The sequence below is a fragment of the Megalodesulfovibrio paquesii genome, from assembly GCF_054653055.1.
Map to the genome: position 1 here is coordinate 367,966 of NZ_BAAIGQ010000004.1, position 23,296 is coordinate 391,261.

General features: G+C 65.2%; 21 protein-coding genes. 5 read left to right on the forward strand and 16 right to left on the reverse strand.

All coding sequences use genetic code 11. The features are described 5' to 3' along the window. Positions 1-167 precede the first annotated feature (167 nt). On the reverse strand, positions 168-1,805 hold the full coding sequence (hcp, locus tag ACYQ00_RS04320; protein WP_460030940.1) for a hydroxylamine reductase: 1,638 nt from the start codon (positions 1,803-1,805) through the stop codon (positions 168-170). A 225-nt stretch (positions 1,806-2,030) separates the two neighbouring features. Here hcp and ACYQ00_RS04325 point away from each other — a divergent pair, with 225 nt between their 5' ends. After that, the gene (locus ACYQ00_RS04325) at positions 2,031-2,705 is read left to right on the forward strand and encodes a Crp/Fnr family transcriptional regulator (RefSeq protein ID WP_460030941.1); all 675 of its coding nucleotides are present in this window, start codon (positions 2,031-2,033) and stop codon (positions 2,703-2,705) included. Positions 2,706-2,814: 109 nt separating this feature from the next. Here ACYQ00_RS04325 and ACYQ00_RS04330 read toward each other — a convergent pair whose 3' ends face one another. Genes ACYQ00_RS04330 through ACYQ00_RS04340 form a run of 3 tightly spaced genes read right to left on the reverse strand, consistent with a single transcriptional unit; the run spans position 2,815 to position 5,759 of the window. Then, on the reverse strand, positions 2,815-3,903 hold the full coding sequence (locus ACYQ00_RS04330; protein WP_460030942.1) for an A/G-specific adenine glycosylase: 1,089 nt from the start codon (positions 3,901-3,903) through the stop codon (positions 2,815-2,817). Positions 3,904-3,921: 18 nt separating this feature from the next. Further along, a complete protein-coding gene (locus ACYQ00_RS04335) occupies positions 3,922-4,845 on the reverse strand; it encodes a DUF362 domain-containing protein (protein ID WP_460030943.1) in 924 nt (307 codons plus the stop codon). Next, entirely contained in the window at positions 4,842-5,759 is a 918-nt protein-coding gene (locus tag ACYQ00_RS04340) for a rhodanese-like domain-containing protein (protein WP_460030944.1), read from the reverse strand. The genes ACYQ00_RS04335 and ACYQ00_RS04340 overlap by 4 nt, the downstream gene beginning before the upstream one ends. An 88-nt stretch (positions 5,760-5,847) precedes the next feature. Between ACYQ00_RS04340 and ACYQ00_RS04345 the strand changes: the two genes are divergently transcribed. Beyond that, positions 5,848-6,651 (forward strand): energy-coupling factor transporter transmembrane component T family protein, encoded by an 804-nt coding sequence (locus ACYQ00_RS04345; protein ID WP_460030945.1) that lies wholly within the window; start codon positions 5,848-5,850, stop codon positions 6,649-6,651. 3 nt (positions 6,652-6,654) lie between these two features. Here the strand turns inward: ACYQ00_RS04345 and ACYQ00_RS04350 are convergent, their stop codons facing one another. The 3 genes from ACYQ00_RS04350 to pspA all read right to left on the reverse strand — a co-directional run bounded on the left by ACYQ00_RS04350 (position 6,655) and on the right by pspA (position 8,108). Beyond that, positions 6,655-7,035, reverse strand: a complete 381-nt coding sequence (locus ACYQ00_RS04350) for a PspC domain-containing protein (RefSeq protein ID WP_460030946.1) — start codon at positions 7,033-7,035, stop codon at positions 6,655-6,657. Between the two features lie 137 nt (positions 7,036-7,172). Next, complete coding sequence (locus ACYQ00_RS04355; protein ID WP_460030947.1) at positions 7,173-7,409, reverse strand: envelope stress response membrane protein PspB; 237 nt, start codon at positions 7,407-7,409, stop codon at positions 7,173-7,175. A gap of 33 nt (positions 7,410-7,442) precedes the next feature. Continuing rightward, positions 7,443-8,108, reverse strand: coding sequence for a phage shock protein PspA (gene pspA, locus ACYQ00_RS04360; RefSeq protein WP_460030948.1), 666 nt, complete (start codon positions 8,106-8,108; stop codon positions 7,443-7,445). Positions 8,109-8,268: 160 nt separating this feature from the next. Here pspA and pspF point away from each other — a divergent pair, with 160 nt between their 5' ends. Then, the gene (pspF, locus tag ACYQ00_RS04365) at positions 8,269-9,312 is read left to right on the forward strand and encodes a phage shock protein operon transcriptional activator (protein ID WP_460030949.1); all 1,044 of its coding nucleotides are present in this window, start codon (positions 8,269-8,271) and stop codon (positions 9,310-9,312) included. Between the two features lie 69 nt (positions 9,313-9,381). On the opposite strand, the gene ACYQ00_RS04370 is transcribed toward pspF, so the two are convergent. From ACYQ00_RS04370 to ACYQ00_RS04395, 6 genes are all read right to left on the reverse strand, one after another. Further along, positions 9,382-10,413 (reverse strand): electron transfer flavoprotein subunit alpha, encoded by a 1,032-nt coding sequence (locus ACYQ00_RS04370; RefSeq protein WP_460030950.1) that lies wholly within the window; start codon positions 10,411-10,413, stop codon positions 9,382-9,384. 9 nt (positions 10,414-10,422) lie between these two features. Next, positions 10,423-11,229: an electron transfer flavoprotein subunit beta/FixA family protein gene (locus ACYQ00_RS04375; RefSeq protein WP_460030951.1), complete on the reverse strand. Its 807-nt coding sequence runs from the start codon at positions 11,227-11,229 to the stop codon at positions 10,423-10,425. Positions 11,230-11,276: 47 nt separating this feature from the next. After that, on the reverse strand, positions 11,277-13,142 hold the full coding sequence (locus ACYQ00_RS04380) for an NAD(P)/FAD-dependent oxidoreductase (RefSeq protein WP_460030952.1): 1,866 nt from the start codon (positions 13,140-13,142) through the stop codon (positions 11,277-11,279). Between the two features lie 120 nt (positions 13,143-13,262). Then, the gene (locus ACYQ00_RS04385; RefSeq protein WP_460030953.1) at positions 13,263-15,344 is read right to left on the reverse strand and encodes an acyl-CoA dehydrogenase family protein; all 2,082 of its coding nucleotides are present in this window, start codon (positions 15,342-15,344) and stop codon (positions 13,263-13,265) included. Positions 15,345-15,501: 157 nt separating this feature from the next. Beyond that, on the reverse strand, positions 15,502-16,338 hold the full coding sequence (locus tag ACYQ00_RS04390) for an AraC family ligand binding domain-containing protein (protein WP_460030954.1): 837 nt from the start codon (positions 16,336-16,338) through the stop codon (positions 15,502-15,504). After that, complete coding sequence (locus ACYQ00_RS04395) at positions 16,302-16,700, reverse strand: cupin domain-containing protein (protein WP_460030955.1); 399 nt, start codon at positions 16,698-16,700, stop codon at positions 16,302-16,304. The genes ACYQ00_RS04390 and ACYQ00_RS04395 overlap by 37 nt, the downstream gene beginning before the upstream one ends. 139 nt (positions 16,701-16,839) lie before the next feature. Here ACYQ00_RS04395 and ACYQ00_RS04400 point away from each other — a divergent pair, with 139 nt between their 5' ends. Then, positions 16,840-17,709, forward strand: coding sequence for a radical SAM protein (locus tag ACYQ00_RS04400; protein WP_460030956.1), 870 nt, complete (start codon positions 16,840-16,842; stop codon positions 17,707-17,709). A gap of 72 nt (positions 17,710-17,781) precedes the next feature. Next, on the forward strand, positions 17,782-19,407 hold the full coding sequence (locus tag ACYQ00_RS04405; RefSeq protein WP_460030957.1) for a glycosyltransferase: 1,626 nt from the start codon (positions 17,782-17,784) through the stop codon (positions 19,405-19,407). 77 nt (positions 19,408-19,484) lie between these two features. Here ACYQ00_RS04405 and ACYQ00_RS04410 read toward each other — a convergent pair whose 3' ends face one another. From ACYQ00_RS04410 to ACYQ00_RS04420, 3 genes are all read right to left on the reverse strand, one after another. Beyond that, positions 19,485-20,384, reverse strand: a complete 900-nt coding sequence (locus ACYQ00_RS04410; RefSeq protein WP_460030958.1) for a phosphoribosylaminoimidazolesuccinocarboxamide synthase — start codon at positions 20,382-20,384, stop codon at positions 19,485-19,487. Positions 20,385-20,402: 18 nt separating this feature from the next. Further along, positions 20,403-21,734 carry a histidinol dehydrogenase gene (gene hisD, locus ACYQ00_RS04415; RefSeq protein ID WP_460030959.1) on the reverse strand — a complete coding sequence of 444 codons (1,332 nt, stop codon included), beginning with the start codon at positions 21,732-21,734 and terminating at the stop codon, positions 20,403-20,405. 128 nt (positions 21,735-21,862) lie between these two features. Beyond that, a complete protein-coding gene (locus ACYQ00_RS04420; RefSeq protein WP_460030960.1) occupies positions 21,863-23,284 on the reverse strand; it encodes an outer membrane homotrimeric porin in 1,422 nt (473 codons plus the stop codon). Positions 23,285-23,296: the final 12 nt, after the last annotated feature.

The following is a 23,296-nucleotide window of genomic DNA, read 5'->3' on the forward strand; positions in this document are numbered from 1 at the left end:
CTCGTGTCCTGCGGGGGGTTTGTCGTTTCTTGCGCCGTCCACTCCCAGGCTGCACGCACAAATCCCTTTGAAGCAGGCGAACCTGCCCCAAAGGGATTTGCCAATGGGAAGGGACGCGGGGGAACTCAGTTCCCCCGCCCTTCCCTTTTGTTTTTCTTACTCCCCCACTACGCCGCGGAGCCGAGGATGGCCTTGATGTCTTCGTCCGGGGTGGAGATGGGCATGATGTTGAACTGCTGGACCAGGAAGTTCAGCACGTTGGGGGTCAGGAAGGCCGGCAGGCTGGGCCCAAGGCGGATGTTCTTGATGCCCAGGGAGAGCAGGGTCAGCAGGATGGCCACGGCCTTCTGCTCGTACCAGGAGAGGACCATGGACAGCGGCAGATCGTTCACCCCGCAGTTGAAGGCGCCAGCCAGGGCCACGGCAATCTGAATGGCCGAGTAGGCGTCGTTGCACTGGCCCACGTCCAGCAGACGGGGAATGCCGCCAATATCGCCCAGCTGCTTGTCAAAGAAGCGGAACTTGCCGCAGGCCAGGGTCAGCACCACGGTATCCTGGGGCAGTTTTTCCACAAATTCCGTGTAGTAGTTGCGGCCAGGCTTGGCGCCGTCGCAGCCGGCCACCAGGAAGAAGTGCTTGATGGCGCCGGACTTCACGGCGTCGATGACCTTGTCGGCCACGCCCAGGACGGCATTGCGGGCAAAGCCGGTCAGCACCGCGCCCTTGTCCTGATCATCGGTAAAGCCGGGCATGGCCAGGGCCTTTTCGATCACCGCAGAGAAGTCGCCATTGGGCACGTGCGTGGCGCCGGGCCAGCCCACCAGGCCGGTGGTGAAGATGTGATCCATGTAGGACGCGGCAGGCTTCTGGATGCAGTTGGTGGTCATCAGAATGGCGCCGGGGAACTCGGCGAATTCGCGCTGCTGGTTCTGCCAGGCCGTGCCGTAATGTCCGTAAAAATGCTTGAATTCCTTCAGCTTGGGATACCCGTGGCAAGGCAGCATCTCACCGTGGGTATAGATATCGATGCCCTTGCCTTCGGTGGCCTTGAGCAGGTTGTAGAGGTCGTGCAGGTCATGGCCGGAGACGAGGATGCACTTGTTCTTGCGGTGGCCCAGGGGCACGCTCACGGGGGTGGGGTGCCCGTAGGTCCCGGTGTTGGCGGCGTCCAGGAGCTCCATGGCCTTCAGGTTGGTCTGGCCGCATTCCATGGCCATGTTCACCCAGTAGCCCAGGTCCTTGTCTGTGGTCAGGGATTCGGCCAGGGCCTTTTCCACATAGGCGTAGACCGCATCATCCTGTTGCCCCAGGATATAGGCATGGTCGGCATAGGCGGCCACACCCTTGACGCCGTAGATGCAGGTCTGCTTGAGGGATTCGATGTCCGGATCGGGGTCGCGATGGTCGGGGATGTTCTGAGCCTCGCCCTGCTGGACCAGTTCTTCAAGGGTGGCGGCGGGCTGGAAGTCTGCCGGACCGGCCGGGAACACCGCGCCGGGATTTTTGGCCTTGATGGCAGCTTTGAGGGCCTCGCGCTTGGCCACCAGTTCGCCCAGCCGGGCCTGGAACTGCTGCGGATCAAAGCTGACGTTGGTCAAGGTGGAGAAGGTGGCGGCCACCATGAACGGCCCCACGGTCGGGTCCACCACGCCGGCTTCGCGACCCACACGCGCTACCTGGGCCAATCCCTTGAGCGCATAGATGGTCAGGTCCTGCAAGGCGGCCACATCGGCCTTTTTCCCGCAAATACCCATGGTGGTGCAGGCTTGGCCTCGGTTCGTCTGTTCGCACTGGTAGCAAAACATGAGGTCTCCTCCTTGTGCCGCGTGTGCGCCTTTTCCGCCCCCCTGGTTTCCGGTCTGAGCTCGATGAGGGGGCGCTGCGCATTGCGGCGTGTTGTCGTTCATGCGACACTTCTAACCCCCGCGACGAATCCATGCCTTGATACATATCAAAAACCGTGGTTTTTTCTTCCTCAGCAATGTCAAAACAGGCACATTGAACATTACATATTGGAAAGGATTGGTTTCATGGAACTCATGCGCGAGGTCGGCCACGCATCCATCTTTCAGGGACTCGCCCCCAAGCAGCTGGAACGGCTGGCAAACATTGCCACCTCCCGCACTGTGGACAAGGGGCAGATCATTTTCTCCACCGGCGAGGAGGCCAAGGGCTTTTACAGCGTGGCCACTGGCAAAGTGCGCATTTTTCGCGCCGTGCCCTCGGGCAAGGAGCATGTGCTGCACGTCTTTGGCCCGGGCGAGGCCTTCGGCGAGGTGGCTGTGTTCAAGGAAATGCGCTTTCCGGCCACGGCCCAGGCCCTGGAGCCCAGCCGCGTGCTCTTCTACCCCCGCCTGGGTTTTGTGAACGCCCTCAAGGACGACCCGGACCTGGCCATGCAGATGCTGGCTCTGCTCTCGGAAAGGCTGAAGTTCTTTGTCAAGAAAATCGAAGACCTGAGCCTCAAAGAGCTCCCCAGCCGCCTGGCCGGGCACTTCCTCGTCCTGGCGGACTCGCATCACAAGGATACGTTCAGCCTGGACATGCCCAAAAGCCACCTTGCCGCCTACCTTGGCGCGCTCCCCGAAACCCTCTCCCGGGCCCTGCGGGATATGCAGGACAAAGACCTCATCCTCGTGGACGGCCGGACCATTACCCTAAAGGATAAGGACACGCTGGAGCTGCTGGCGCGCGGGGAGCTGTAGGGGGGAGAAGAAAGAAAAGAGAAGAGAAAAACCGGGGGAACTGAGTTCCCCCGGCCCCCCTCCGGTGGGGGGGAGGAGATGCACGAATATCTTTGTAGGAGGGGGAACTTCACGCAAACCGCAAGTCCCGCTCCATCAGATCAATCAGCTTGCGGTGGCCGGCAGGGAAGGCGTAGTGGGCCAGGTCTCGCAGAGTCACCCAGCGGGCGTCCTGGGCGGCGGTGAGGTGGGGGGCGGGGATATCTTCGGTGTCGGGCGCGAGGTCCAGTCTGCAGGCAAAACAATGCAGGGCCACCTTGTAGGTGGTGTAGCCGTGGCGGATCAGGGCGATCTTGTCCGTCACCGTGGCGGGGTAGCCGGTTTCTTCCTGGAGTTCGCGCACTACGGCCTGGTGCGGGGTTTCGCCGGGTTCAATGCGGCCCCCCGGAAACTCCCAGAGTCCGGCCCAGGCCCCGTGTGGCAGGCGTTTTTGGATGAAAAAGCGGTTCCCATGCATCAGGACCCCCGTAGCCACTTCCAGGGGGATGATCGCCTTGGCGCGGGCCGGCACGGGCCGCTCTTCCACAATGTTCAGGCGGTGCGCCTCGCAGTGGGCGGTGATGGGACAGGCCGAGCAGCGCGGATTTTTACCACAGACCAGCGCGCCCAGCTCCATGAGCGCCTGATTGAAGTCGCGCGCATGACCGGGGGGAATGATGGAGGTGGCCGTTTCCCAAAGAAAGGCCTGCGTCTCGCGCGCGGCGATGGGCTCGTCCAGGTCGAACAGTCGGGCGAAGAGCCGGGCCACGTTGGCATCCACGATGGGCGCAGGACGGTTGAAGGCCTGGCTCAGGAGCGCGCCAGCAGTGTAGCGGCCCACGCCGGGCAGGGCGCGGACGGCGTCCAGATCCTCGGGAATCTCACCGCCGTGGCGTTCCACCAGGGCCTTGGCTGCTGTCTGGAGGTTGCGGGCCCGGGCGTAATAGCCGAGTCCTTCCCAGGCCTTGAGGACTTCCTCCTCCGACGCCTCAGCCAGGGCCGCGGGGGTGGGGAAGCGCTCCAAAAAGAGCGGCAGGCGGGCGGCGACCCGGTCCAGCTGGGTCTGCTGGCCCATGATCTCGGCCACCAGCACGTGCCAGGGGGCATAGTCCCCGCGCCAGGGCAAGGGACGTTGATGGACGGCGAACCAATCCAGAAGCGAGCGTTGCAAGGAATTCATGGGCGGTGTGTAGCGCGTTCAGCCCAGACGCGCCAGCAATCGCTTGCAGGCGCCGCGGGCCAGTTGCATGGGGTTGAAGGTCACGGGACGCAGGACGCCGGGCACCTTGAAGCCTGCGGCGTCAAAGTCCTGCGGCGCAAGGGCGGGAAACTCGATCTGCTCCAGCCGCGCGCCGGGCAGGCCACGGCGCAGGGATTCCTGCCAGATGGCCGACTGCTCCGGCCCCACGCCCAACAGGGTGGACACGGCCGTATCCAGGGCCACGGCGCAGGACGACGCGCCCAGGAGCCCCAGGGCATAGGCCTGCCCGCCCATGGGGCCGCGGACATGCATGGCCGTGATGCCATCCAGCAGACTGACCATGGGCGGCAGGGCGGCCAGGATGTCCAGCAGCATGGCTTCGAAGCGGTTGCCCTGCTCGCCATAGCGGGCGTGGGCCAGGGGCTTGCGCATGCCCACCACGCAGCCGAAACAGTTCTTGACCGCCAAAGACAACCGCATCTGCAGGTGCACCTTGCACTTTGGCGCATTGACGAGCAGGTCCTGCTCCAGGGCCACGGCCGAGACGCCGATGTGCTCTCCGAACGAAAGATCCTGCGCGCAGGGACGGTTCAGTTCCACCAGCCGCACGGGCAGGCCCCGCAGGGCGGCCAAAAGACCGACCTTGCGCGCCACGATGTGCCCGGTTCCAAACGCCGGCGAATCCCCCACCTGCACGCGGCACCCGCATTCCAGCAGGTGCAGACAGATGGCCCGGACCACGGCCGGGTGTGTGGCGGCCAGACCGGCATCCGCGGCACTGATGAGGTTGGGTTTGACCAACACCCTGGTGCCCGGCGGCGGCGTGCAGCCGGCAGCCTGCAGCAGACCCGACACCGTGGCTGGCAGGGCTGGGTCCACATAGCTGCCGCAGCGGGCAAGATGCACTTGCAGGAGACTCATTTTCCGGCCAGATGTTCCAGTTTTTCGAGCAGGAAGCGGGCGTGTTGCTTCTCCTGCTGGGCCAGATCCAGAAAGATGGCTTCCATGGCCGCCGCCTCTTCGCCGGAAAGATTCGGCAACTGCTTCGCCTGACGAGCCACGGCGCGGTACAGGTCGTAGGCGGCGTATTCCACCTCCAGCCCCAGCTCGGCCACGCCCAGGCAGCCGTCCTCGTGGGCCATGGCCGCGGCCACCCAGGGACCGAGCTCCTCCAGGCGGCGGCCGCCTTCGAGCACCTCGCCCCCGGCTTTTTTGAAGAGCGTCTCAAAGTCTGGCGCTGTTCCCGGCTTTCCCGGCTCCCAATACCGGCTCAGCACGGCGTACACCTGCCGGGCGTGGGCCTGCTCCATGTCCACCAGCTGCCGGGGGAGCGGATCGCCATCGCAAAAACCGGCCTCGGCAGCCCTGGCTTCCAATGTGTTGTAGAGTGTCAGGGCGGCCTTTTCCATGTCCAGGGCGGCCAGGAGCATGGTTTTCAAATCCCCGTGCAGGGGGATGGCCGCCAGACGGGGCGCACCATCCAGAGCCAGTCCGGTCCAGGCCAGCATGCCACCATCCAGCGAATGGACCGGCGCGGCAAACCGGCCGGATTCCACGGCCTTGCGAGCGGCCACGCGGGAACGGTTGCCAGAGTGGCAATAGAAAATCACGGCCTTGTCCTGGGCAAAAGGCAACGCGCCGCCGGTTTCCAGGGCGGCGGCCAGCTCTGGCAGAGGCATAAGGTGGGCGCCGGGGATGTGGCCGTGCCCATACTCCACGGGCTGGCGAACATCCACCAGCTCGTAGCTGCCTTCACGATGGGTGGCCAGATAGTGTTGCAGGGCTTCGGCGGAGAGGAACGTCACCGACACCGGCGACGAAGGGGAAGCATGCATTGCGGATCGTCCTCAGGCTGCGGGAAAGAAGTCGCGGCCGCACTGCCCGGAACAGGCGGCTCTTTTCCCTTACCCCATGGCGGGACGCTTGTCTGCAGGGATGTGCATGCAGGTGAGCGGGCTTGCCGCGTGGTTCGACTCACCGTACAATCAGGCCATGGCCACGCCCGCCCTGCTTCGCTCTCCGGACCCCCGCCCCATCGCCCTGCTTTGCCTGGCGCTGGGCATCCTGACCTGGCAGACCAGCCTGCCCGGCGCGGCCTGTCACCTGGTGTTTTTTCTGGGGCTGATTTTTTATGCCCCGCGGCGGGCTGGCTTTAATGCCGGCCTGCTGCGCAGCGGGCTGGGATTTGTGGTGCTGTGGAGCGCCGTGAAGCTGGGATTGTTGCTGTGGGAGGCGGACTGGAGATACGCCCCGGCCATGCTGGCCACTGCCGGGGAGCTTGGTCTCAGGCTGGCGGCCCTGGTGAGCATTGGCGTAGCCTTGACGGCGCTGGTCTCTCCGCCGGCCCTGTGCCGGGCCGCGGCCTGGGCGTTGCGGCCCGTGCTGGGTCGCCGGGCCTGGGAGCCGGCCCTGGCCCTGGCGCTGATGCTCCACTTTGTCCCGCTGATCTGGGAAACCGCCGGTCGCCTCCGTCTGGCCCTGCGCTGCCGGCAATTGCCGCTTTCCCGCCGTCGCCAGACCCTGCTCTTCCTGCAGACCCTCCTGCGCGCCCTGGCTCTGCGCACCTGGACGCAGACCCTGGCCATCGCGGCCCGAGATCTGGACCGCGACGAGGCCTGGCGCTGGGAAACGACACGAGCCAGCCGGAACGCCGCGCGTCCCCTCTGGCTCGCCTGTCTGGTCTGTCTGGCAGCGGCCCTCTGGCTGGCCTACGGCCTGCCTGCCTGATCCTTACTTGCCGCTGGCAAATCTGCGGTCCCAGTCATATTCCTTACTGGTGACGGTGTCTTCCATGCGGCGGATGCGGCGGTCGAGGTTGTCGAACTTGTCTTTCAGACGATGCGCCCCGCCCTGGCGGGAGCTGGCGTAAGACTCGTAAAACTCCCGCGCGCCTTCATCCTCGGTGGGCAGCACGGGTTCCAGCTTCATGATCAGCGCCGCAATCACGTAGAGTCCCAGCACGGGCCAGAAGCCGGTGAACACGGCCAGCAGGATCACCAGCAGCCGCAGCCAGCGGACCTTGAGCCCGTAATGCCGGGCCAGCCCCAGAAGCACGCCGGCCACGCGGCCATCCCGGGCGCGGTAGATATGGTTTGGATTGGTGAACGCCATGGCGACGCCTCCTTGTAGGATACAGAATCATCAGGGGAATGTGCTCCCCTGCCCCCGGCTGCAGTGTGCCGGAGGGGGCGCGGGGGAACACGGTTCCCCCCGTCCGTACGGTTGCCATTGCTTGCCGACGCTGCCGATCAGTCCCTGTCTTCCCGTCGCCGGCGCGACTCGGCCGCGTCCAGAAGCAGGGTCTCCAGGGATTCCACCCGGCGTTCCATCTGGCTCAGGCGTTCGTAGCATTCCTGGATGATGCGGGCCTCGTCATCGCCGCCCTGGCGTTTGCCATTGCCAAACAGGCGGATGAACAGCCAGATGCCGGCGGCGATGACCAGCGCGGGCACCAGCACGAGCCAGAATCCCATGACCAGTCCCATAGGGGGGCCTCCCATGAAGTGGTGATACACGGCCTACTTCCCGCCGGCCACGCGGTCCTTGAGGGCCTGGAGCTGCGCTTCGACATCATGCGTGCCTTCCAGATTGGCGAATTCATGCTCCAGGTCGCGCCGCTTGGGGGGCAGGACCATGTCCGCCTCGGCCTCCATGCGCTCAATGCGGCGCTCGAAGTCCTCAAACCGGGCCATGGCTTCCTCACTGGCGGCGCGGCGCACGTCCTGGCGGGCGCGGCGGGAAACGTCGGCGCGGATGTGGCGCTGCACCAGGATGCGCTTCTTCTCCTTGGCGTTCTGCAACTTTTCTTCGAGCACGGCAATGTCCTGCTGGGACTGCTCGATAAGCGCCGCAAAGCGGACGGTTTCTTCCTCCAGGCCGGCGAGCTTTTCGCTGTAATACAGCTTCTCGTTCAGGGCCTCGCGGGCCAGATCGTCGCGGCCTCGTTCCACGGCCAGGGCGGCGCGGCCGTCCCAGAGGGCTTCCTTTTCGCGGGCCACGTCCATTTCGCGGGTCACGCGCTTGGCGTCGGCCATGGCGCCGGCGCAGGCGCTCTTGAGCTCCACGAGGGTTTCCTCCATCTCGCGGATCATCAGTTTGATCATTTTTTCGGGGTCTTCGGCCTTGTCCAGCATGGCGTTCATGTTGGCGCTGACAATATCCTTGAAGCGGGTGAAGATGCTCATGGCGTCCTCCTGAAGTTGAGGGGAGTGGCGAACATCCAACTTAAAGCAGAGACCATGCCAGATATCAACATCTTGGAATGGCTTACTTATTTTTCAAACTATCACAATATTAAGGTGAATTTTACCGATTTTCGGTTACTGTCGCCAAATCGGAGTCACCATGCCTGCAGCATCCACCGAGGCCCTTGGCCGCAGCGAAGCCTTTCTGGAAGCCCACGAACGCCTGGCCCAGGCCGCGCGCATTGAACGGCCCGTGCTTCTGGCCGGCGAGCGCGGCACCGGCAAGGAACTGGCCGCCGCCCGGCTGCACTATCTCTCCCCGCGTTGGCAGGGGCCGTTCATCACACTGCACTGCGCGGCCCTGAACCCCGGCGTGCTGGAGAGCGAACTCTTTGGCCACGAAGCCGGCGCGTTCACCGGGGCCGTGTCCCGTCGCAAGGGGCGCTTCGAGCTGGCCGACGGTGGCACGCTGTTTCTGGACGAAATAGCGCACATCCCCATGCCCGTGCAGATCAAGCTGCTCCGGGTGGTGGAAAGCATGGAATTCGAGCGGGTTGGCGGGATGCAGTCCATCCGGGTGGATGTCCGGCTGGTGGCGGCGTCCAATCGGGATTTGCCGGCGCTGGCGGCGCGGGGTACATTTGCCCCGGACCTGCTGGACCGGCTGGCCTTTGAAGTGATCACCCTGCCGCCCCTGCGTGCGCGGGGCGAGGACGCCCTGCTGCTGGCCGAACATTTTGCCCGCAAGATGGCCGTGGAGCTGGGCCGGGCGGATCCGCCGCGCTTTTCCGCCTATGCCCTGCGGCAGCTGGCCGAGCACCCCTGGCCGGGCAATGTGCGGGAACTGAAAAACGTGGTGGAACGGGCCGTGGCCCGGGTGGACGATGGCGACGAGATTGCCCTGCTCGACCTGGACCCCTTTGCCTCGCCCTGGCGCCCGCAGGAACCGTGCTTCGCGCCGGACACCTCGCCGAGGCCTGAGGATACCGCGTCACCTGCGCCCCAGGCGCCCCTGCTCCGTCTGCCTCTTTCTCTCCAGGATGAAATTGCCCGGCTGGAGCAGGAGGCCCTGACCACGGCGCTGGCCGCGGCAGGCCATCGTCAGGGGGAGGCCGCCCGTCTGCTGGGCCTGAGCTACCACCAGTTCCGAGCCCTGTACCGGAAATACAAGACCCCTCCTCCCCTGGGCAAGGAATGTCTCTGAAAATGAAGCAGGGGAACATCGTTCCGCAAAACGACGTTCCCCCGAAGAGCACTTGCTTGGCGTTGCGGCTTATTCGCTCAGCAGGGCGTTGACCTTTTCCATGACCGCAAAGGCGTCGGCCACGTAAAGAACGTCGGCCTTGCCCTGAGCCCAGCCACAGGAGGCGTCCAGGTTCACGGCGCGACGTTCGGTGATGAAGCGCCAGCCGACCACGTGGGGCTCTTCGCCGTGGCAGCAGGTGGCCAGGCCCTTCTTGTGGCGGGGGGTGGCCCCGGTCTGGCCCACCTGGTGCATGTGGGTCAGGAAGGGCAGCACGCCGTGGCCCTCGCCGCCCATGTCCACCAGGGACTTGGTGCTGCCCAGGGAAGCCTGGGTCTTATCCAGGAATCCCAGGATGATGGATCCCGCATCTTCCAGACGGGTGGTGCCGCCGGCCTGCTTTTTGGTCCAGCCTGCGCCGGTGACGAAGAGGATCTGCGCGTCGGGGCGGATGGTCTGGGCGTCGGCGGCCGGGGCGTCCACACCCACGGTGCGGGTGGCCGAGGCCGGAGCGCTGAAGGAAACGGCCGTCACCGTGGCCGCGCCAGCCGCGCCGGGCGCGTCGGCATAGGGCGCGGCAATGCCGCCGGCCAGACTGATGCACCAGGGCCGCTGGACCCGGCTCTGCCTGGCGGCCATGCGCTGGCGGTAGTACCAGCGGGTGATCAAGGGTGCGCCATTTTCAGCAGCAATTTCCGTGGCAAAGGTATCCACCCGGCCGCCGGCCCGCTGGGCCACGCCGGGGAGGATGCGTGAAAGCCGCGAGGTGGCCGGTGCCAGAACCACGGTGCAGCCTGCAGCGGCGATCAGCGCGGCGGCGGCGGCGGCGTCCGAGGCGTAGCGAGGCTGGGCCAGGGTATCGTCCGTCACGGCCAGAAATCCTTCCGCACCGCAGCCGGCCAGCTGGTCGGCCAGGGGCTGGGTGGCCTGTCCAAAGAGGCCGACCTTGAAGGTCGTGCCCAGCGCCTTGGCCAGGTCGGCGGTGGCCGTCACGGCCTCCAGGGAGTTCTTGCCCAACGCGCCGTCCAGTTCCGGGGCGAGCAACAGCAGAATCGTATCCATGACGGCTCCTTAACTGCGAATCCAGTCCGCGATTTCCCGGGCAATCTCGTCCACGGGCACGTCCTTGACGATGCGGGTGTCCCGGCGCTGCTTGGGCAGCTCCACGGACGCATAAGTCACGCCTTCCGCACCCACCTTGGCTGGCTGGGCCTTTTGCAGGGCCGGCATCACCAGGCGCATGTTCTGCATGCCCACCTGGGGGTTGTTCGGGGGTTCGGGCAGGGAGCCCGTGGCCCAGCCGAGCACGGCCGGTGGGTTGGCCAGCTCGCTGACCAGATAGCTGCCGCCCTCGATGCGTTCCTTGATCAGCAGGTGATCGCCCTGCACCTGGCAAAGATCCACACCCTGGAACTGTTCGGTGATGCCCAGAAGCTCGCCGAGGATCTGCAGTGTGGCGCCCGCACCGCGGGAGGCGGACTGCCAGCCGCCGAAGAGCAGCAGGCGGCTCTTGTCCAGGCCTGGGATGGAATTCACGGCCTCGGCCAGGACGGTGGCCACTTCCGCCGCATCGACAAAGCCGCCGGCCGGGGCGTCGCGCACCACCAGCTCAAAGGGTGCCTTCTGGGCCACCTGCATCATCACCTGCTGCAGCTTGGCCTTGGGGCCCAGGCTGACCAGGGTGACCTTGCTGCCCGGCACCTGCTTGGCCAGGTTGGCGGCCTCGAACAGGGCGTGGCCGACCCAGGGGTCCAGCACGGCGGGCAGCTGCAGTTCGTTCTTCAGGCCCCAGCCGGCCGGGCCGAGGGCCGGCTCCAGGGTCTGCAGCGGGTCGGGGACGATGCTGCCGCAGACGACGATATGATATGGCTGACTCATAGGTTCTCCTTCAACACGCCTTGCCGGCGAATCTCATGACAAATCGATCAGTTATCGGCGGAATGCAATCCGCCGGCGCCGGCCAGAAACTCAACGTTGGTCCGCTCGGGATGTTGCGGATGGTTCTTGGAACAATTCCACAGACAAGCCCCGCAATGCACGCACTTTTCGCGGTCGAACAGCGGTGGGCCGTCTTCGGGGTTGGTGGTGATGGCCTGGCCGGAGCAGGCTTCGATGCAGACCTGTTCGCGGCACTGGCGGCAAAGCTCTGGTGAGGCGAAGCGGACATGGTCGGCATAGCCGGCCGGGGCCTGGACCTTGCCGCCCAGGAGCAATGCGTCCTGGTGGGAAATGAACAGCTCGCCGTCCAGGGGAATTTCCGGCCAGCCGGCGCGGTCCATGAGGGCATCGTGCAGGGAGAGGCCCTTGGCCTTGCATTCCTTGCGGATAGCCTCGATTTCCGCGGCGTCGATACGGCCCTTGTAATACGCCTCCACCGTGGGAATGCGGGACTGCGGAGTCCGGGACTTGGCCGGCCAGTTCCACTTGCCGTTGGTCATGCCGGCCATGCCCACGCCAAGCAGCCCCTGGACCAGGGAATTCTGGAAGCCGTCGCGGGCGTGGGCGGCGCGCAGGGCGCCGGTTTCCACCCAGGAGTTGCGGCGGCGGGCCACATAGGTCGCGTCCAGATTTTCCTTGGTGAAGGGCTTGTTTTCCTTCATCAACTCCAGCACGGCCTCGCCGAGCAGCACGCCCGTGGCCCAGGCCTCGTCCACGCCGGAGTTGGTCAGGCAGTTGGTGGAGCCGGAGCCCTCGCCAATGCGGGCAAAGCCGTCACCCACCAGATGCGGCTCGCCCTGCTTGCCGGCCTCTTGAATGGACTTGGCGCCCCAGCTCAACAGCTTGCCGCCCTTGATGATTTTCTGGATGTACGGGTGCAGCATCCAGTGCTGGAGGTAGCGATACGCCGTGCGGACCGGCGAATCGAACCAGGACGGCACAAAAATACCCAGGGAGGCGGTATTATTGGGATAGACGTACAGGAAGCCGAAAATCTCAGGCTCAGGATAGCCCAGGGTGTGCAGGACGCAGCCGGCCTTGAGGGGGCAGTCCGCCGGCAGCTCCACGACCATCTTCATGCCCACGGCCCAGTCGCGCTGGTGGCGGCCGTCGGGCAGGCCGAGGGTCTGATCCAGCTGGCGGCCCACCGCGCCCACGGGGCCATCGCCGACCACGGTCAGCCGGGCCTTGATGTCCATACCGGGCATGAAGCCGGCGTCGGGGTTGCCGGCCTTGTCCACGCCCTGGTCGGCCAGACGCACGCCCACCACCTTGCCGTTTTCCAGCAAGGCCTGCTGCACGGGCATGCCCGGCCAGACCTGGGCCAGCCCGGAGCCCATCACATTGGCCCCGGCCCACTGGCAAAACTGGCCGATGGAAAGCACCAACCCATCGTGCTTGTTGAGGAACGGCGGAATATAGGGCAGTTCCACGGCGTTGTCCTGCTCCTTGAGGGCCAGCTTCATGCCCTTTTCGGCCAGGGAAAGCAGTCTGGAGCGACGCGAGGGGCCCTTGGCGCCTTTCGTGGCCTGCGGATCGAACATCCAGACGACCTTTTCTTCGGTCACGGGATGAGCGTTGGGGATTTCGCTGAAATCCTGCTCCGGGAAGGAGGTCTTGATGGCTTCGGCCTTGCTCACCACGCCGGAGACGCCGAAGGCGACGTCGTCGGCCCGTTCGTAGCAGATCACCTGGGGCGGCATGCCGGGCATGGCCGTGGATTCGGCCACGGGCATCCCGTTTTCGTCCACCAGCCCGCGGGTCAGGGTGGTGAGAAACCCGGCCGTGGCCGGCCCGAAGCCGACGCAGACGATATCCACATCCATGGACTGGCGTTCGATTTCCGTCGTCATGTCAGGTTGATCCTGTAAAAGACAGACCGGGCCGGGGATCCCCCGCGCCCGAAGGTTCAGGGATCAGCCCGCAGAACGCCGCCGGTGGACGGTGCGTTCTGCGGGCTGCGGCAATGCGCGTTACTGCGGGTAATCCAGGGCTTCGGGAATCATAACCTGGGTCACGGCCTGGGCGGCGCGATCCTTGGCCAGACGGCAACCGGCCAGCCGGGCTTCCACGGCGCAGCGCAGGTTGCAGAAGGTTTCCCACTCGGGGAGGGCGGTGGCATCGCCCTCGGGCTGGGCATAGCCCACCACCAGCTCGGCCACAATGCGGGAGACTTCCCCGGCAGCGCGGGCGGCGTGGACGGTGAAGAGATCCATGAAGAACTGCACCGTGCCTTCCAGGCCGTCGGCCACCACGGGATTCTCGGGGCCCTTGGCCTCCAGCTCCAGCACGTCCTGCAGCTGGCAATAGGCAGAGGCGAGCCAGGCCACGGCATCGCCCATGGCGAAGGACACGCCCTGGCGCTTGGCGTGGAAGAGCGGCTTGCCCTGCGGGTCCTTGGCCTTGGCCAGGTAGTCCAGGGCCCATTGCCACAGTTCCATGGCCGCGGCCAGCGCGCTTGCGCCCGTGACCGGGCAGGCGGCCGGGCGGGTGGTGGCAAGGGCCTTGAGCTCGCTGATCCAGTTGCGCAGGATGGCCTGGAACACGGGCTGGTCCATGGTGGCGGTCAGCTGCCGGCGCTGCACGGACTCGGGGCCTTCATAGGTGGCTTCCAGCTGGGCGTCCATCCACTTCATGCCCAGGAAGCCGGGGCAGTCTTCGGTAATGCCATAGCCGCCCATGAGGGACACGGCCTCGCGCATCATCGTCGCGCCGAAGCCGGTATTCCAGAGCTTGCAGGAGGGGATGAGCACGCCGGTGAGGGCCTGATGGATCAGGTACTGCACCAGGGTGTCGGCGTCGCCCTCGGCGATGATTGCAGCATCGCCACCGTCCTTGCCCTGCTCGGCCAGGTAGGCCAGGGCCTTGTCCTGCACGGCCTTGAGGGCCTTCATTTCGGCGCGGGTGCCGGAAATGCCCTGGCTGTGGAGGATCTGTTCCTTTTCCTTTTCCAGCAGGTCAAAGCGGTCGCAGATGCGGGAGGTGCCGAAGCCCAGGGAGGCGCCAGCCTCGCCCGTGGCCCAGACGTCCACCAGACGATGGCAGGGGTCCTCGTTCATCTGCAGGCCCAGTTCGTAGCGGGGGGAGCCGGGCTGGGCCGCCTCGCCGCCGCGGAACCGCTGGCGCTGGTAGCGGATGACCGGTTCCACGGCCGACAGCAGCTTGGCCGAGGTCATCACGCCCACGGGGATGCGGGTCCGGGTGAAGACCGAGGCGATGGCGTCGGAGTGGGAGACGTTGGGGACGATCACGCCGTCCTTCACGGTGTAGCCGCCAATGATCCGGCTGGCCGGCACCTTGACGCTCAGCACGGGATCGTTGGTGGCGGAGAGCTGATGGACAAGCTTTTTGGTGGGCGCGCCGGCATCCCAGGAGCCTTCATCCTCCTTGAGCAGGAGGATGATGCAGGAGGTCTTGATGCGTGGGTCGTCGCTGGCCACGGCGGCGGTGACGAAGTTGGCGAACTCCATGTTGGTGATGAAGCGGCCGCGCTTGTCCACCTGGAGCATGGGCTCCTGGCCTTCTTCCCACTCGGCCACGCGGACCTTGCCCACCAGCACGCCAGTGTCCACGCCCACATAGGGCAGGGGCTCGGTGAGCGCGAAGGCGCCGCGCCAGGTTTTGCGGTCCTCGCCGGGCTGGGGCGGGCAGATGTTGGGGAAGACGAAGTCCTTCTGCTCTTCCGTGCCCTTTTCGTTGATCGGGGCCAGAGCCAGGTCCGAGGCCAGGGCGCAGGTGGCTGCGCCGCCATCGACCCAGGCCAGCTCAAAGGCGGCCAGGCTCATGGCCATGTTCTTGGGGCCATCAATGTAGCCGCCGTATTTGGGATCCAGGAAAAGCGCGGTCACGCCGGCGTCGTCCATGGCCGTGAGCAGGGAGGCTTTTTCCTCGGTCCAATCGTGGGTGTTGCGTTGGCCGTCGGCCACAAGGCGGGCGACCACTGTTCTGGCCACCGTGCGGGTGGACTGCACCAGCATTTGCAGTTCAAAGCGGTCGGCAAATCGCCACATGATCTGTCGAACGTCGTCGCCCGGCAGGGTGCGCAATGTCTCCATGTGCATCATCCTGAATTATGTTAACGTGTTGGCCAAACAGCCTGACGGAGGGTGTTCCTGACTGGATAAGATAGGTATGTGGCACATACTGTATGATGGCCAGGGAGTCAACGCACGCGGCGGACGTGTTCTTCTTTGAACAAGATGCAGGCCAGCGTTAGCGGCCACGCCAGGAGGTCGGCGACAGCCCCAGGCAGGCCCGAAACAGACGGCAGAGGTGGCTTTGGTCGCAGCAGCCCACGGCCAGGGCGGCTTCGGCGAGTGTGTGACCGGTCTCCAGCAACGCACAGGCCCGGCGGACGCGTTCACGTTGCTGATATTTAAGTGGCGATAGCCCAGTGGCTTGTTGAAACACCCGCTGGAAATGTCCCGGCGAGAGCCCTGCCTCCCGGGCCACGGTCCCCAGGGGCAGGGACTTGGCGCAATGCGCGCGCAGCAAGGCTTCGGCCCTGGCCAGCCTGGCCGACCCAGGCCCGAAAACAGGGCCGGCGGAGGCCCCGGCGGAAAAGGCCGCGTGGCGCAACAGCGCGACCAACACGGCCGAGAGCGCGTTGAGGCGCTCGTCCCTGTCCTGCAGGCGGAGCAGTTGGCCGGGCAGGCGGCGGAAACGGGCTGCCAGGACTGGATCCACCAATCGCACGGTCGGGAACTGCGGCACGCCGCCGGCCAGAGCCTCCAGCAAAGCCGCAGGCACCCGCAGGACCCGATACCCGAGCGGTCCGGGGCTTGAGCACTGGTGGCGCTCTCCGGGCGGGATCACAAACATCTCCCCAGGCGCTATCAGACAGGAGGAAGCCCGCGTGGTGATCACCCGCAGGCCGGCATCCACCAGCCCCAGGCACCAGCCGTCGTGCACGTGGGGCTGGACCCGGGCCACCACATTCCGGGCCAGCACCAGTTCCACACCCGCCGGCAAATCCTTGCCTGTGACGGGCACACGCAGGAGGCGCGGCTTCTTCACCGCAGCGCCGGCGCGAAGGTCGCGCGCATCCACAGCCCGTCCTCGCCGGCTCGCACCAGATGCGGCATCTGCTGGGGAATGACGGCCATCACCCCCGGTGCATAGGCCATGGTCTTGCCGCCAGCCTCGGCTGTCGCGCTGCCGCTCACCACCTCGTGCACTTCCAGCTGGGCATCGTGCACATGCGACTCCAGGCAGCAGCCCGGCTCCACCCGGATCAGATGGCAGGAGAGCCGGCCGGTTGTGTCTGCGCCGCAAATCAGGTGTTTCATCCACACGCCGGCAAAGGCCGGATGTGGGTTCCAGGGGATGGAGGCGCTCTGCGTCCGGGCTTCCGCGGTTTCCACCACGCCGCAGTCCAGGCATTCTCCGTGATGGTTCAACATTGTTGGCATGTTGCATCTCCTTCAAAAAAGATCCGGAATTTCCTGCACCATATCCCCGGGAGAGGTTCACGTCTTGGAAGATCTTGCGATGCCCCTTGCCGTCCGTGGCCCGCACCGGCTAGAGTGGCCGACACAGGAGCGCACCCCCATGGATTTGCAAGGTTCCGTCATCCGGCCCCCGGGCGAGGCCGATTCCATCCTGCTCCAGGTCACCCTGGGCTGCACGCACAATGCCTGCACCTTTTGCGGGGCCTACCTGGGCAAGCCCTTCCGCGTCAAACCCTGGGAGCGCATCCAGGCCGATCTGGACTGGGCTTCCCGCCATTGCCGGCGCATCCGCCGGGTGTTTCTTTGCGATGGCGACGCCCTGTGCCTCTCTCAGAACAAACTCCTGCATCTTTTGGACATGATTCGCGAAAAGCTGCCCTGGGTGGTGCGCATTGCCACCTATGCCGCAGCCCGCAACGTCCAGCGAAAGACCGACGACGAATTGCGCCAACTGCGCGAGGCCGGCCTGGCTCTGTGCTATCTGGGCCTGGAAAGCGGTGACGATGCCGTTCTGACCGCCGTGCACAAGGGGGTGGACTCGGCCACGCAGGTGACCCAGGCGCAACGATTGATGGCCGCCGGCATGAAGCTGAACGTCACCGTGTTGCTGGGGTTGGGCGGCGTTGCCGGCTCCATGGAGCATGCCCGGCGCACCGGCGAGGCCCTGACGGCCCTGCAGCCGGATCAGGCCGCAGCCCTCTCCCTGATGCTCATCCCCGGCACGCCCCTGCATGCCGCCGCCCAGCGTGGCGAGTTCACCTTGCCGGATGCCCCGGGGCTTCTGGCCGAGCTTCGGGAATTGCTGACCCACACCCACATGGAACGCGGGCTTTTCCTGGCCAATCACGCCTCAAACCACCTGCCCATGACCCTGCGCCTGCCGCGGGACAAAGCAGCCACCCTGGCCCGCCTGGATCAGGCCCTGGCCGGTCAGATTGCGCTGAAGGAGGAGTGGAAGCGACGGTTGTGATGCTTTGGCCGTCGCACCGCTGCTGGCTCACCCGCAACGCCCGCGGTTCTCGCATGACATCAAGGAGCACGCATGCATCCCCCTGCCTATCGCTACGGTGAAAGAGGGTTGGCCAAGGAGTTGGCGCCCCTGTCCCTGCAAGAGGTGTTGGAGCATTTCAAGAACCATCTCGGCAATTTCCTGCTTGATGGCTCCGCTGCCTCTTCGTATCTGAACAGGCTTGCTGCGGATCAGGCCCTCACCACCGTTCCCCAGGCCATGGCGGCGCTGTGGTACGCGACGAACATCTATTTCCAACAACGGCCATTGGACAAGGACGCCGCGCAGCTGATGCACCAGCTGCGCCCCTCGCCTGTCACAGAAAGGCAGGCCGCCCTGGCCCGACAGTTTGATCCGGGCGAGACCCTCCGTGACCGTCTGGAACGGCTGTTGGTGACGCATCGCCATGAAGCAGCCCAACGCATGCTGGTGGAATTGCTGCGGGCCAAGCCAGGGCACCTTTGGGTTGCCGTGCAGTTGCTGGAGGTCGAGGAAAAGCTTGGGCACTGCCAGCCGGACTGGTTGGCGGCATTCCAATGCCCACCCCCGGGGGAGGGCCTCTGGCTGGCCCAGCTGACCCGCTTTCATTCCCGCATGGGCAACCATGCCCAGGCTCTGGAGACCTGGGAACGCACCCCCGCCCCCTGGCGCCTGACCCAGTGCCGCAACGCCGCGGCGTCCAGCCTGGTCGCGCTTGGTCGCACCTCAGACGCCGTGTCCATGTACGAGGCCTCCCTGCAGTGTGACCCCCTGCAGCACCCTCTGCGGCATCGCCTGGCGGCCCTGCGCTCGCCCTTGCACCCCAATGCCACCCTGCTGGAAACGCGCGACATCGTGATCAACCTGTACAGCTGGAACAAGGCCGACCTGCTGGAGGAAACGCTTCGCGCCCTGGCGGACACGGACATCGGCGGCGCCCGCGTGCAGGTGCTGCTCAACGGCTGCACAGACGACTCCAAGGCCCGGGTGTTGGCCCTGCGGGAGGCGCACTTTGGCGCGGCCCTGGAACTCATCGAACTGCCGGTGAACATTGGCGCGCCCGCGGCCCGCAACTGGCTTGTCGCCCTGCCCCGCTCCCGGCAGGCGGACTATGTGGCCTTTCTGGATGACGATGTGCTCCCCGGCAAAGACTGGCTGACCGGCCTGGTGACGGCTCTGGAGGCACACCCCCGGGCAGGCGTGGCCGGCTGCAAGATTCTCAACCCCGATTCCCCGCCGACCATCCAATACCTGTACCGCAACGTGTCCCTGGCCAGACACGACATGATCCGCATCAGCCTGGACAAGCAGGCCGACACGCACGACTCCCACGTGTACGATTTCACCCGCACCACGGCCAGCGTCATGGGGTGTTGCCACGTGTTCCGCCGCGCCGCCCTGGAGGCCTGCCCGACCTTTGACCTGCGCTACTCTCCCACCCAGATGGACGACATTGCCCACGACCTGGATCTGTGCCTCGCGGGGTTCGAGGTCCTCTATTGCGGCGAGGTCTCCTGCGTGCACCGCCAGCAGAGCGGCAAGGCCGCCAAGGATTCGGTCAATTACGTCCAGATGGGTAACATGCTGGGCAATGATGTGAAATTCTTCCACACCTTCTTCGACAGGCGCGAGCAGCTCAAGGCCCTGCGCAACCCGACGGATTTCGAGTTTCCTTACTGAAGGCTGCCCTACCCACGCGACAACGCCGGGAACGGTCAGGCAGTCCGTTCCCGGCGTTGTCATTGTTTCCTCAAATGCTACGCACCCGGCAGGGGCGAACCCGTCAACCGTTCAAAGGCTTCCAGGTATTTGGCGCGGGTCTGGTCGATGATGTCCTGGGGCAGAGCCGGCGGCGGGGGCTCCTTGTTCCAGGGCTGGGCCGAGAGCCAGTCACGCAGGAACTGCTTGTCAAAACTGGGCTGGCCACGGCCGGGGGCGTAGCCGTCGGCAGGCCAGAAACGGGAGGAGTCCGGGGTCAACACTTCATCAATCAGCAGCAGCTCGCCATTGAGCACGCCGAACTCGAACTTGGTATCCGCAATGAGAATGCCGCGGGTACGGGCGTACTCGCGGCCCCTGGTGTAAATCTCCAGGGCCATGGCCTCGGCGCGTTCCATGAGTTCCGTGCCGGCGATGGCCTTGGCCTGCTCCACGGTGATGTTCTCATCATGCGCGCCAAGGTCCGCCTTGGTGGACGGCGTGAACAGCGGCTTCGGCAGCTCCTGGGACTCCTGCAGGCCAGCGGGCAGGGCGTGACCGCAGACCTCGCCGGTCTTCTGATAGTCCTTCCACCCGGAGCCGGTGATGTAGCCGCGCACAATGCATTCCACGGGCAGGGGCTTGCACTTGCGCACCAGCACCGCCCGCCCCTGCAGCTGGGCGGCGTGCTTGTGCAGGGGGACGGGCATATCCTGCACGTCCGTGGCCAACAGGTGGTTCTTCACCGCCGGCGCCATCATCTGCATCCAGAACAGCGTAATCTGGTTGAGCACCGCCCCCTTCTGCGGGATGGGCTGCTCCATGATCACATCATAGGCCGAAATGCGGTCCGTGGTGACCATGAGCAGGGCTTCCGGCGAAATCTCATAAATATCCCGAACCTTGCCGCGGTGAATGAGCGGATATTCCGGAATGTTCGTCTGCGTAACAGCGTGCATGGCGGCTCCTGAAAAAGATTATCCCTTGCGGCTTTCCACGGCGCGGGCGTGCGCCTCCAGCCCTTCCAGCCGGGCAAACCGGGCGATTTTGTCCCCGTTGGCCTGCAAAAAGGCCGGCGACGTGGCAATGATGCTGGATTTTTTACAGAAATTGTCCACACCCAGGGCCGAGGCAAACCGCGCCGTGCCCAGCGTGGGCAACACGTGATTGGGGCCGGCAAAATAGTCGCCCACGGGTTCAGGGGTATAATCCCCCATGAAAATGGCCCCGGCGTGACGAATCTGCCCCACCAGCGCCCACGGGTCGGCCACGGCCAGCTCCAGGTGTTCCGGGGCAAACCGGTTGGTCAGCTCGGCAGCGGTGGCAAGGTCGGGCACGTGCACCAGCGCGCTGAAATCCCTGAGGCAGCGTGCAGCGATTTCGTGTCGTGGCAGGGCCTTGCACTGCTCTGCCAGCGCCTCCTGCACTGCGTCCAGCAACTCCAGCGAGGGCGAGATGCACACCGCCGAGGCCAAGGCATCGTGCTCGGCCTGGGAGAGCATGTCCGCAGCCAGCCAGCGGGCGCGGGTCGCGCGGTCCTGGCCGGGGATGTCTTCCGCAATGATGCAGATTTCGCTGGGGCCGGCAATCATGTCGATGCCAATCTCGCCAATCAGCATCTGCTTGGCCGTGGCCACATACAGGTTGCCGGGACCGGCAATGACATCCACCGGGCGGATGCTCTGGGTGCCATAGGCCAGGGCGGCCACGGCCCAGGCGCTGCCCGTGGCGTAGAGTTCCTCAATGCCCAGCAGTGCGGCCGTGGCCAGGATGTACGGGTTCAGCGTGCCATCCTTGCGCGGGGGGGAGACCACGGCAATCTCGGCCACGCCGGCCACCTGGGCCGGGATGGCGTTCATGAGCAGGCTGGAGATGAGCGGCGTTTCCCCGCCCTGCCCGCCGGGCACGTACAGGCCCACGCGGTCCACGGGGCGGACGAGCTGGCCGGTAATGCTGCCATCGGCGTGCGGCCGCCACCAGCTCTGCTGGACCTGGGATTGATGGTAGCTGCGGATATTGGCCGCGGCTTCCTTGATGATATCCATGTCCGCCTGGAAGACGGGATCGGCGCTGGCCAGGGCCTCGGCCAGGGCCGCAGCCGGGACTTTGAGCATGGCGGTGGTGAAGCCTGGGCAGTCAAAGCGGGCGGTATAGTCCGCCAGGGCGGCGTCGCCTTCGGCGCGCACGCGGGCCAGGATATCCCGGACCAGGGCGGCCACGTCCAGGCCGGGGTCCTTGCGCTGCTCCATGTGCGCGGCAATGGCGCGCCAGGAGTCGGGAGAGGGGTAGCGCCAACGAATGCGGGGCATGTGGGGTTCTCCTCGTGTGTGGTTGGCCCTTCGATAATGACGGCCGGAGGAAAAGTCGAGTGTTTAAAAAAACAAGAAAGGCCGGGATCCGAAGATCCCGGCCAGGACAAAGCAGTCGAAACGCGGTCTTAGAACTTGTAGTTCAGGCCCCAGGCGATCTTGAAGCCAGTGGCGTCGTCGGCAGGAGCGTACAGGGTGTTGCCGTAGTCCACGGTCATCAGGCCCAGCTCGAGGATGACGGCCAGGTTTTCGTACAGCTTGTATTCGTGGTCGAAGTTGACTTCGAAGAACATGTCGTCGGAGGTCAGTTCGATACCGGACACGGGGGAGATGATCTCACCCCAGGCGGTCACGTCACGAATACGACGGCTCTTGGGGCTGTTGGTGCCGCCGCCGTAGATGAAGCGGATCTGGTGGGTCAGGTCTTCCACGAAGGAGATGTCCTTCAGGAGCAGAGCCACGCCCCACTTGCCCATGGGGTTGTTGTCATCCAGACCAGCGGTGCCGGCCAGGAAGCCACCGGAAGACAGCAGGCTGCCGCCGTCCCAAGCGAAGCTGGAGGGGTTCCAGTCGCCGGACACGCTGGGCATCTGCTCGGAACCGTTGCGCCAGGAGCTGTCTTCGCCAGAAGCGTACCAGCCCATGACACCCACGGTCATGAAGTCCAGAGCGTAGTCGATTTCAGCAGCCACATAGAAACCGCGGCGGTCAGCAGCAGCGGCTTCAGCTTCCACGGAACCGTAGAGGCCTTCAACCATGAAGGTGAAGGGATCGAACATGTCCAGCACGAACGTGGAGCCAGCCCACCAGGCGAAGGTGCGCTGATCCAGATTGCCGGGGAAGAAAGCGCCGGACATCAGAGCGGGCGGGATCAGGCTGTTGGTGGTACCGGTGCTGAAGGAGGAGGACAGGTAGTCACGACCAACCACGGCGCCAACCACGTAAGGATGAATCATCCAGCCATCGCCCTTGATGGGGGCGAGGATGCCGAACATGTCGAATTCATCCCAGGGGTCGGGGTTGCCGGAGGTGGTCAGGTTGTACAGACGAGCCCAGAAAGCACCAACGGTGATCATGTCGTTGATGGGGTACTGAGCCAGCACAGCAGCCACGTCGTCGTCGAACAGCGGGGAGCCCGCGATGACGCCGGGGGTGGCCAGGCCCTGGATACCAACGGAGAACAGCAGGTCGGTGTCAGGGATGTTGAACTGGATGAAGGCGCGCTTGGTTTCAACGTTCACGCCGTCGGCGCCCAGAGCGCCACCGGAACCGCGACCGGAGGTGGCGGTGTTGCCCCAGCGGATTTCACCGATTTCGAACATCAGGATGCCCTGCAGGTTTTCGCTGGCGATGAAGTCAACCTGCACGCGGGTGCGCTGACGGGCGTCGAAGTGGTCGGTGTCGCTGTAAGACGGACCAAAGCTGCCGAGATCGATGTACGACCAGTTGAACTGGAAGCTACCCTTCACCTTAACTTCAACGGCCTGGGCCATGGCGATGGAACCCAGAACGAAGAGAGCGGCGAGGGCGAGGGTCATAATGCGCTTCATGAGCCTTTCTCC

Excerpts from the sequence above, each read along its gene's own strand:
- hcp (WP_460030940.1), bottom strand. The coding sequence starts at position 1,805 with ATGTTTTGCTACCAGTGCGAACAGACGAACCGAGGCCAAGCCTGCACC.
- ACYQ00_RS04325 (WP_460030941.1), top strand. The coding sequence starts at position 2,031 with ATGGAACTCATGCGCGAGGTCGGCCACGCATCCATCTTTCAGGGACTC.
- ACYQ00_RS04330 (WP_460030942.1), bottom strand. The coding sequence starts at position 3,903 with ATGAATTCCTTGCAACGCTCGCTTCTGGATTGGTTCGCCGTCCATCAA.
- ACYQ00_RS04335 (WP_460030943.1), bottom strand. The coding sequence starts at position 4,845 with ATGAGTCTCCTGCAAGTGCATCTTGCCCGCTGCGGCAGCTATGTGGAC.
- ACYQ00_RS04340 (WP_460030944.1), bottom strand. The coding sequence starts at position 5,759 with ATGCATGCTTCCCCTTCGTCGCCGGTGTCGGTGACGTTCCTCTCCGCC.
- ACYQ00_RS04350 (WP_460030946.1), bottom strand. The coding sequence starts at position 7,035 with ATGGCGTTCACCAATCCAAACCATATCTACCGCGCCCGGGATGGCCGC.
- ACYQ00_RS04355 (WP_460030947.1), bottom strand. The coding sequence starts at position 7,409 with ATGGGACTGGTCATGGGATTCTGGCTCGTGCTGGTGCCCGCGCTGGTC.
- pspA (WP_460030948.1), bottom strand. The coding sequence starts at position 8,108 with ATGAGCATCTTCACCCGCTTCAAGGATATTGTCAGCGCCAACATGAAC.
- pspF (WP_460030949.1), top strand. The coding sequence starts at position 8,269 with ATGCCTGCAGCATCCACCGAGGCCCTTGGCCGCAGCGAAGCCTTTCTG.
- ACYQ00_RS04370 (WP_460030950.1), bottom strand. The coding sequence starts at position 10,413 with ATGGATACGATTCTGCTGTTGCTCGCCCCGGAACTGGACGGCGCGTTG.
- ACYQ00_RS04375 (WP_460030951.1), bottom strand. The coding sequence starts at position 11,229 with ATGAGTCAGCCATATCATATCGTCGTCTGCGGCAGCATCGTCCCCGAC.
- ACYQ00_RS04380 (WP_460030952.1), bottom strand. The coding sequence starts at position 13,142 with ATGACGACGGAAATCGAACGCCAGTCCATGGATGTGGATATCGTCTGC.
- ACYQ00_RS04385 (WP_460030953.1), bottom strand. The coding sequence starts at position 15,344 with ATGGAGACATTGCGCACCCTGCCGGGCGACGACGTTCGACAGATCATG.
- ACYQ00_RS04395 (WP_460030955.1), bottom strand. The coding sequence starts at position 16,700 with ATGCCAACAATGTTGAACCATCACGGAGAATGCCTGGACTGCGGCGTG.
- ACYQ00_RS04400 (WP_460030956.1), top strand. The coding sequence starts at position 16,840 with ATGGATTTGCAAGGTTCCGTCATCCGGCCCCCGGGCGAGGCCGATTCC.
- ACYQ00_RS04405 (WP_460030957.1), top strand. The coding sequence starts at position 17,782 with ATGCATCCCCCTGCCTATCGCTACGGTGAAAGAGGGTTGGCCAAGGAG.
- ACYQ00_RS04410 (WP_460030958.1), bottom strand. The coding sequence starts at position 20,384 with ATGCACGCTGTTACGCAGACGAACATTCCGGAATATCCGCTCATTCAC.
- hisD (WP_460030959.1), bottom strand. The coding sequence starts at position 21,734 with ATGCCCCGCATTCGTTGGCGCTACCCCTCTCCCGACTCCTGGCGCGCC.
- ACYQ00_RS04420 (WP_460030960.1), bottom strand. The coding sequence starts at position 23,284 with ATGAAGCGCATTATGACCCTCGCCCTCGCCGCTCTCTTCGTTCTGGGT.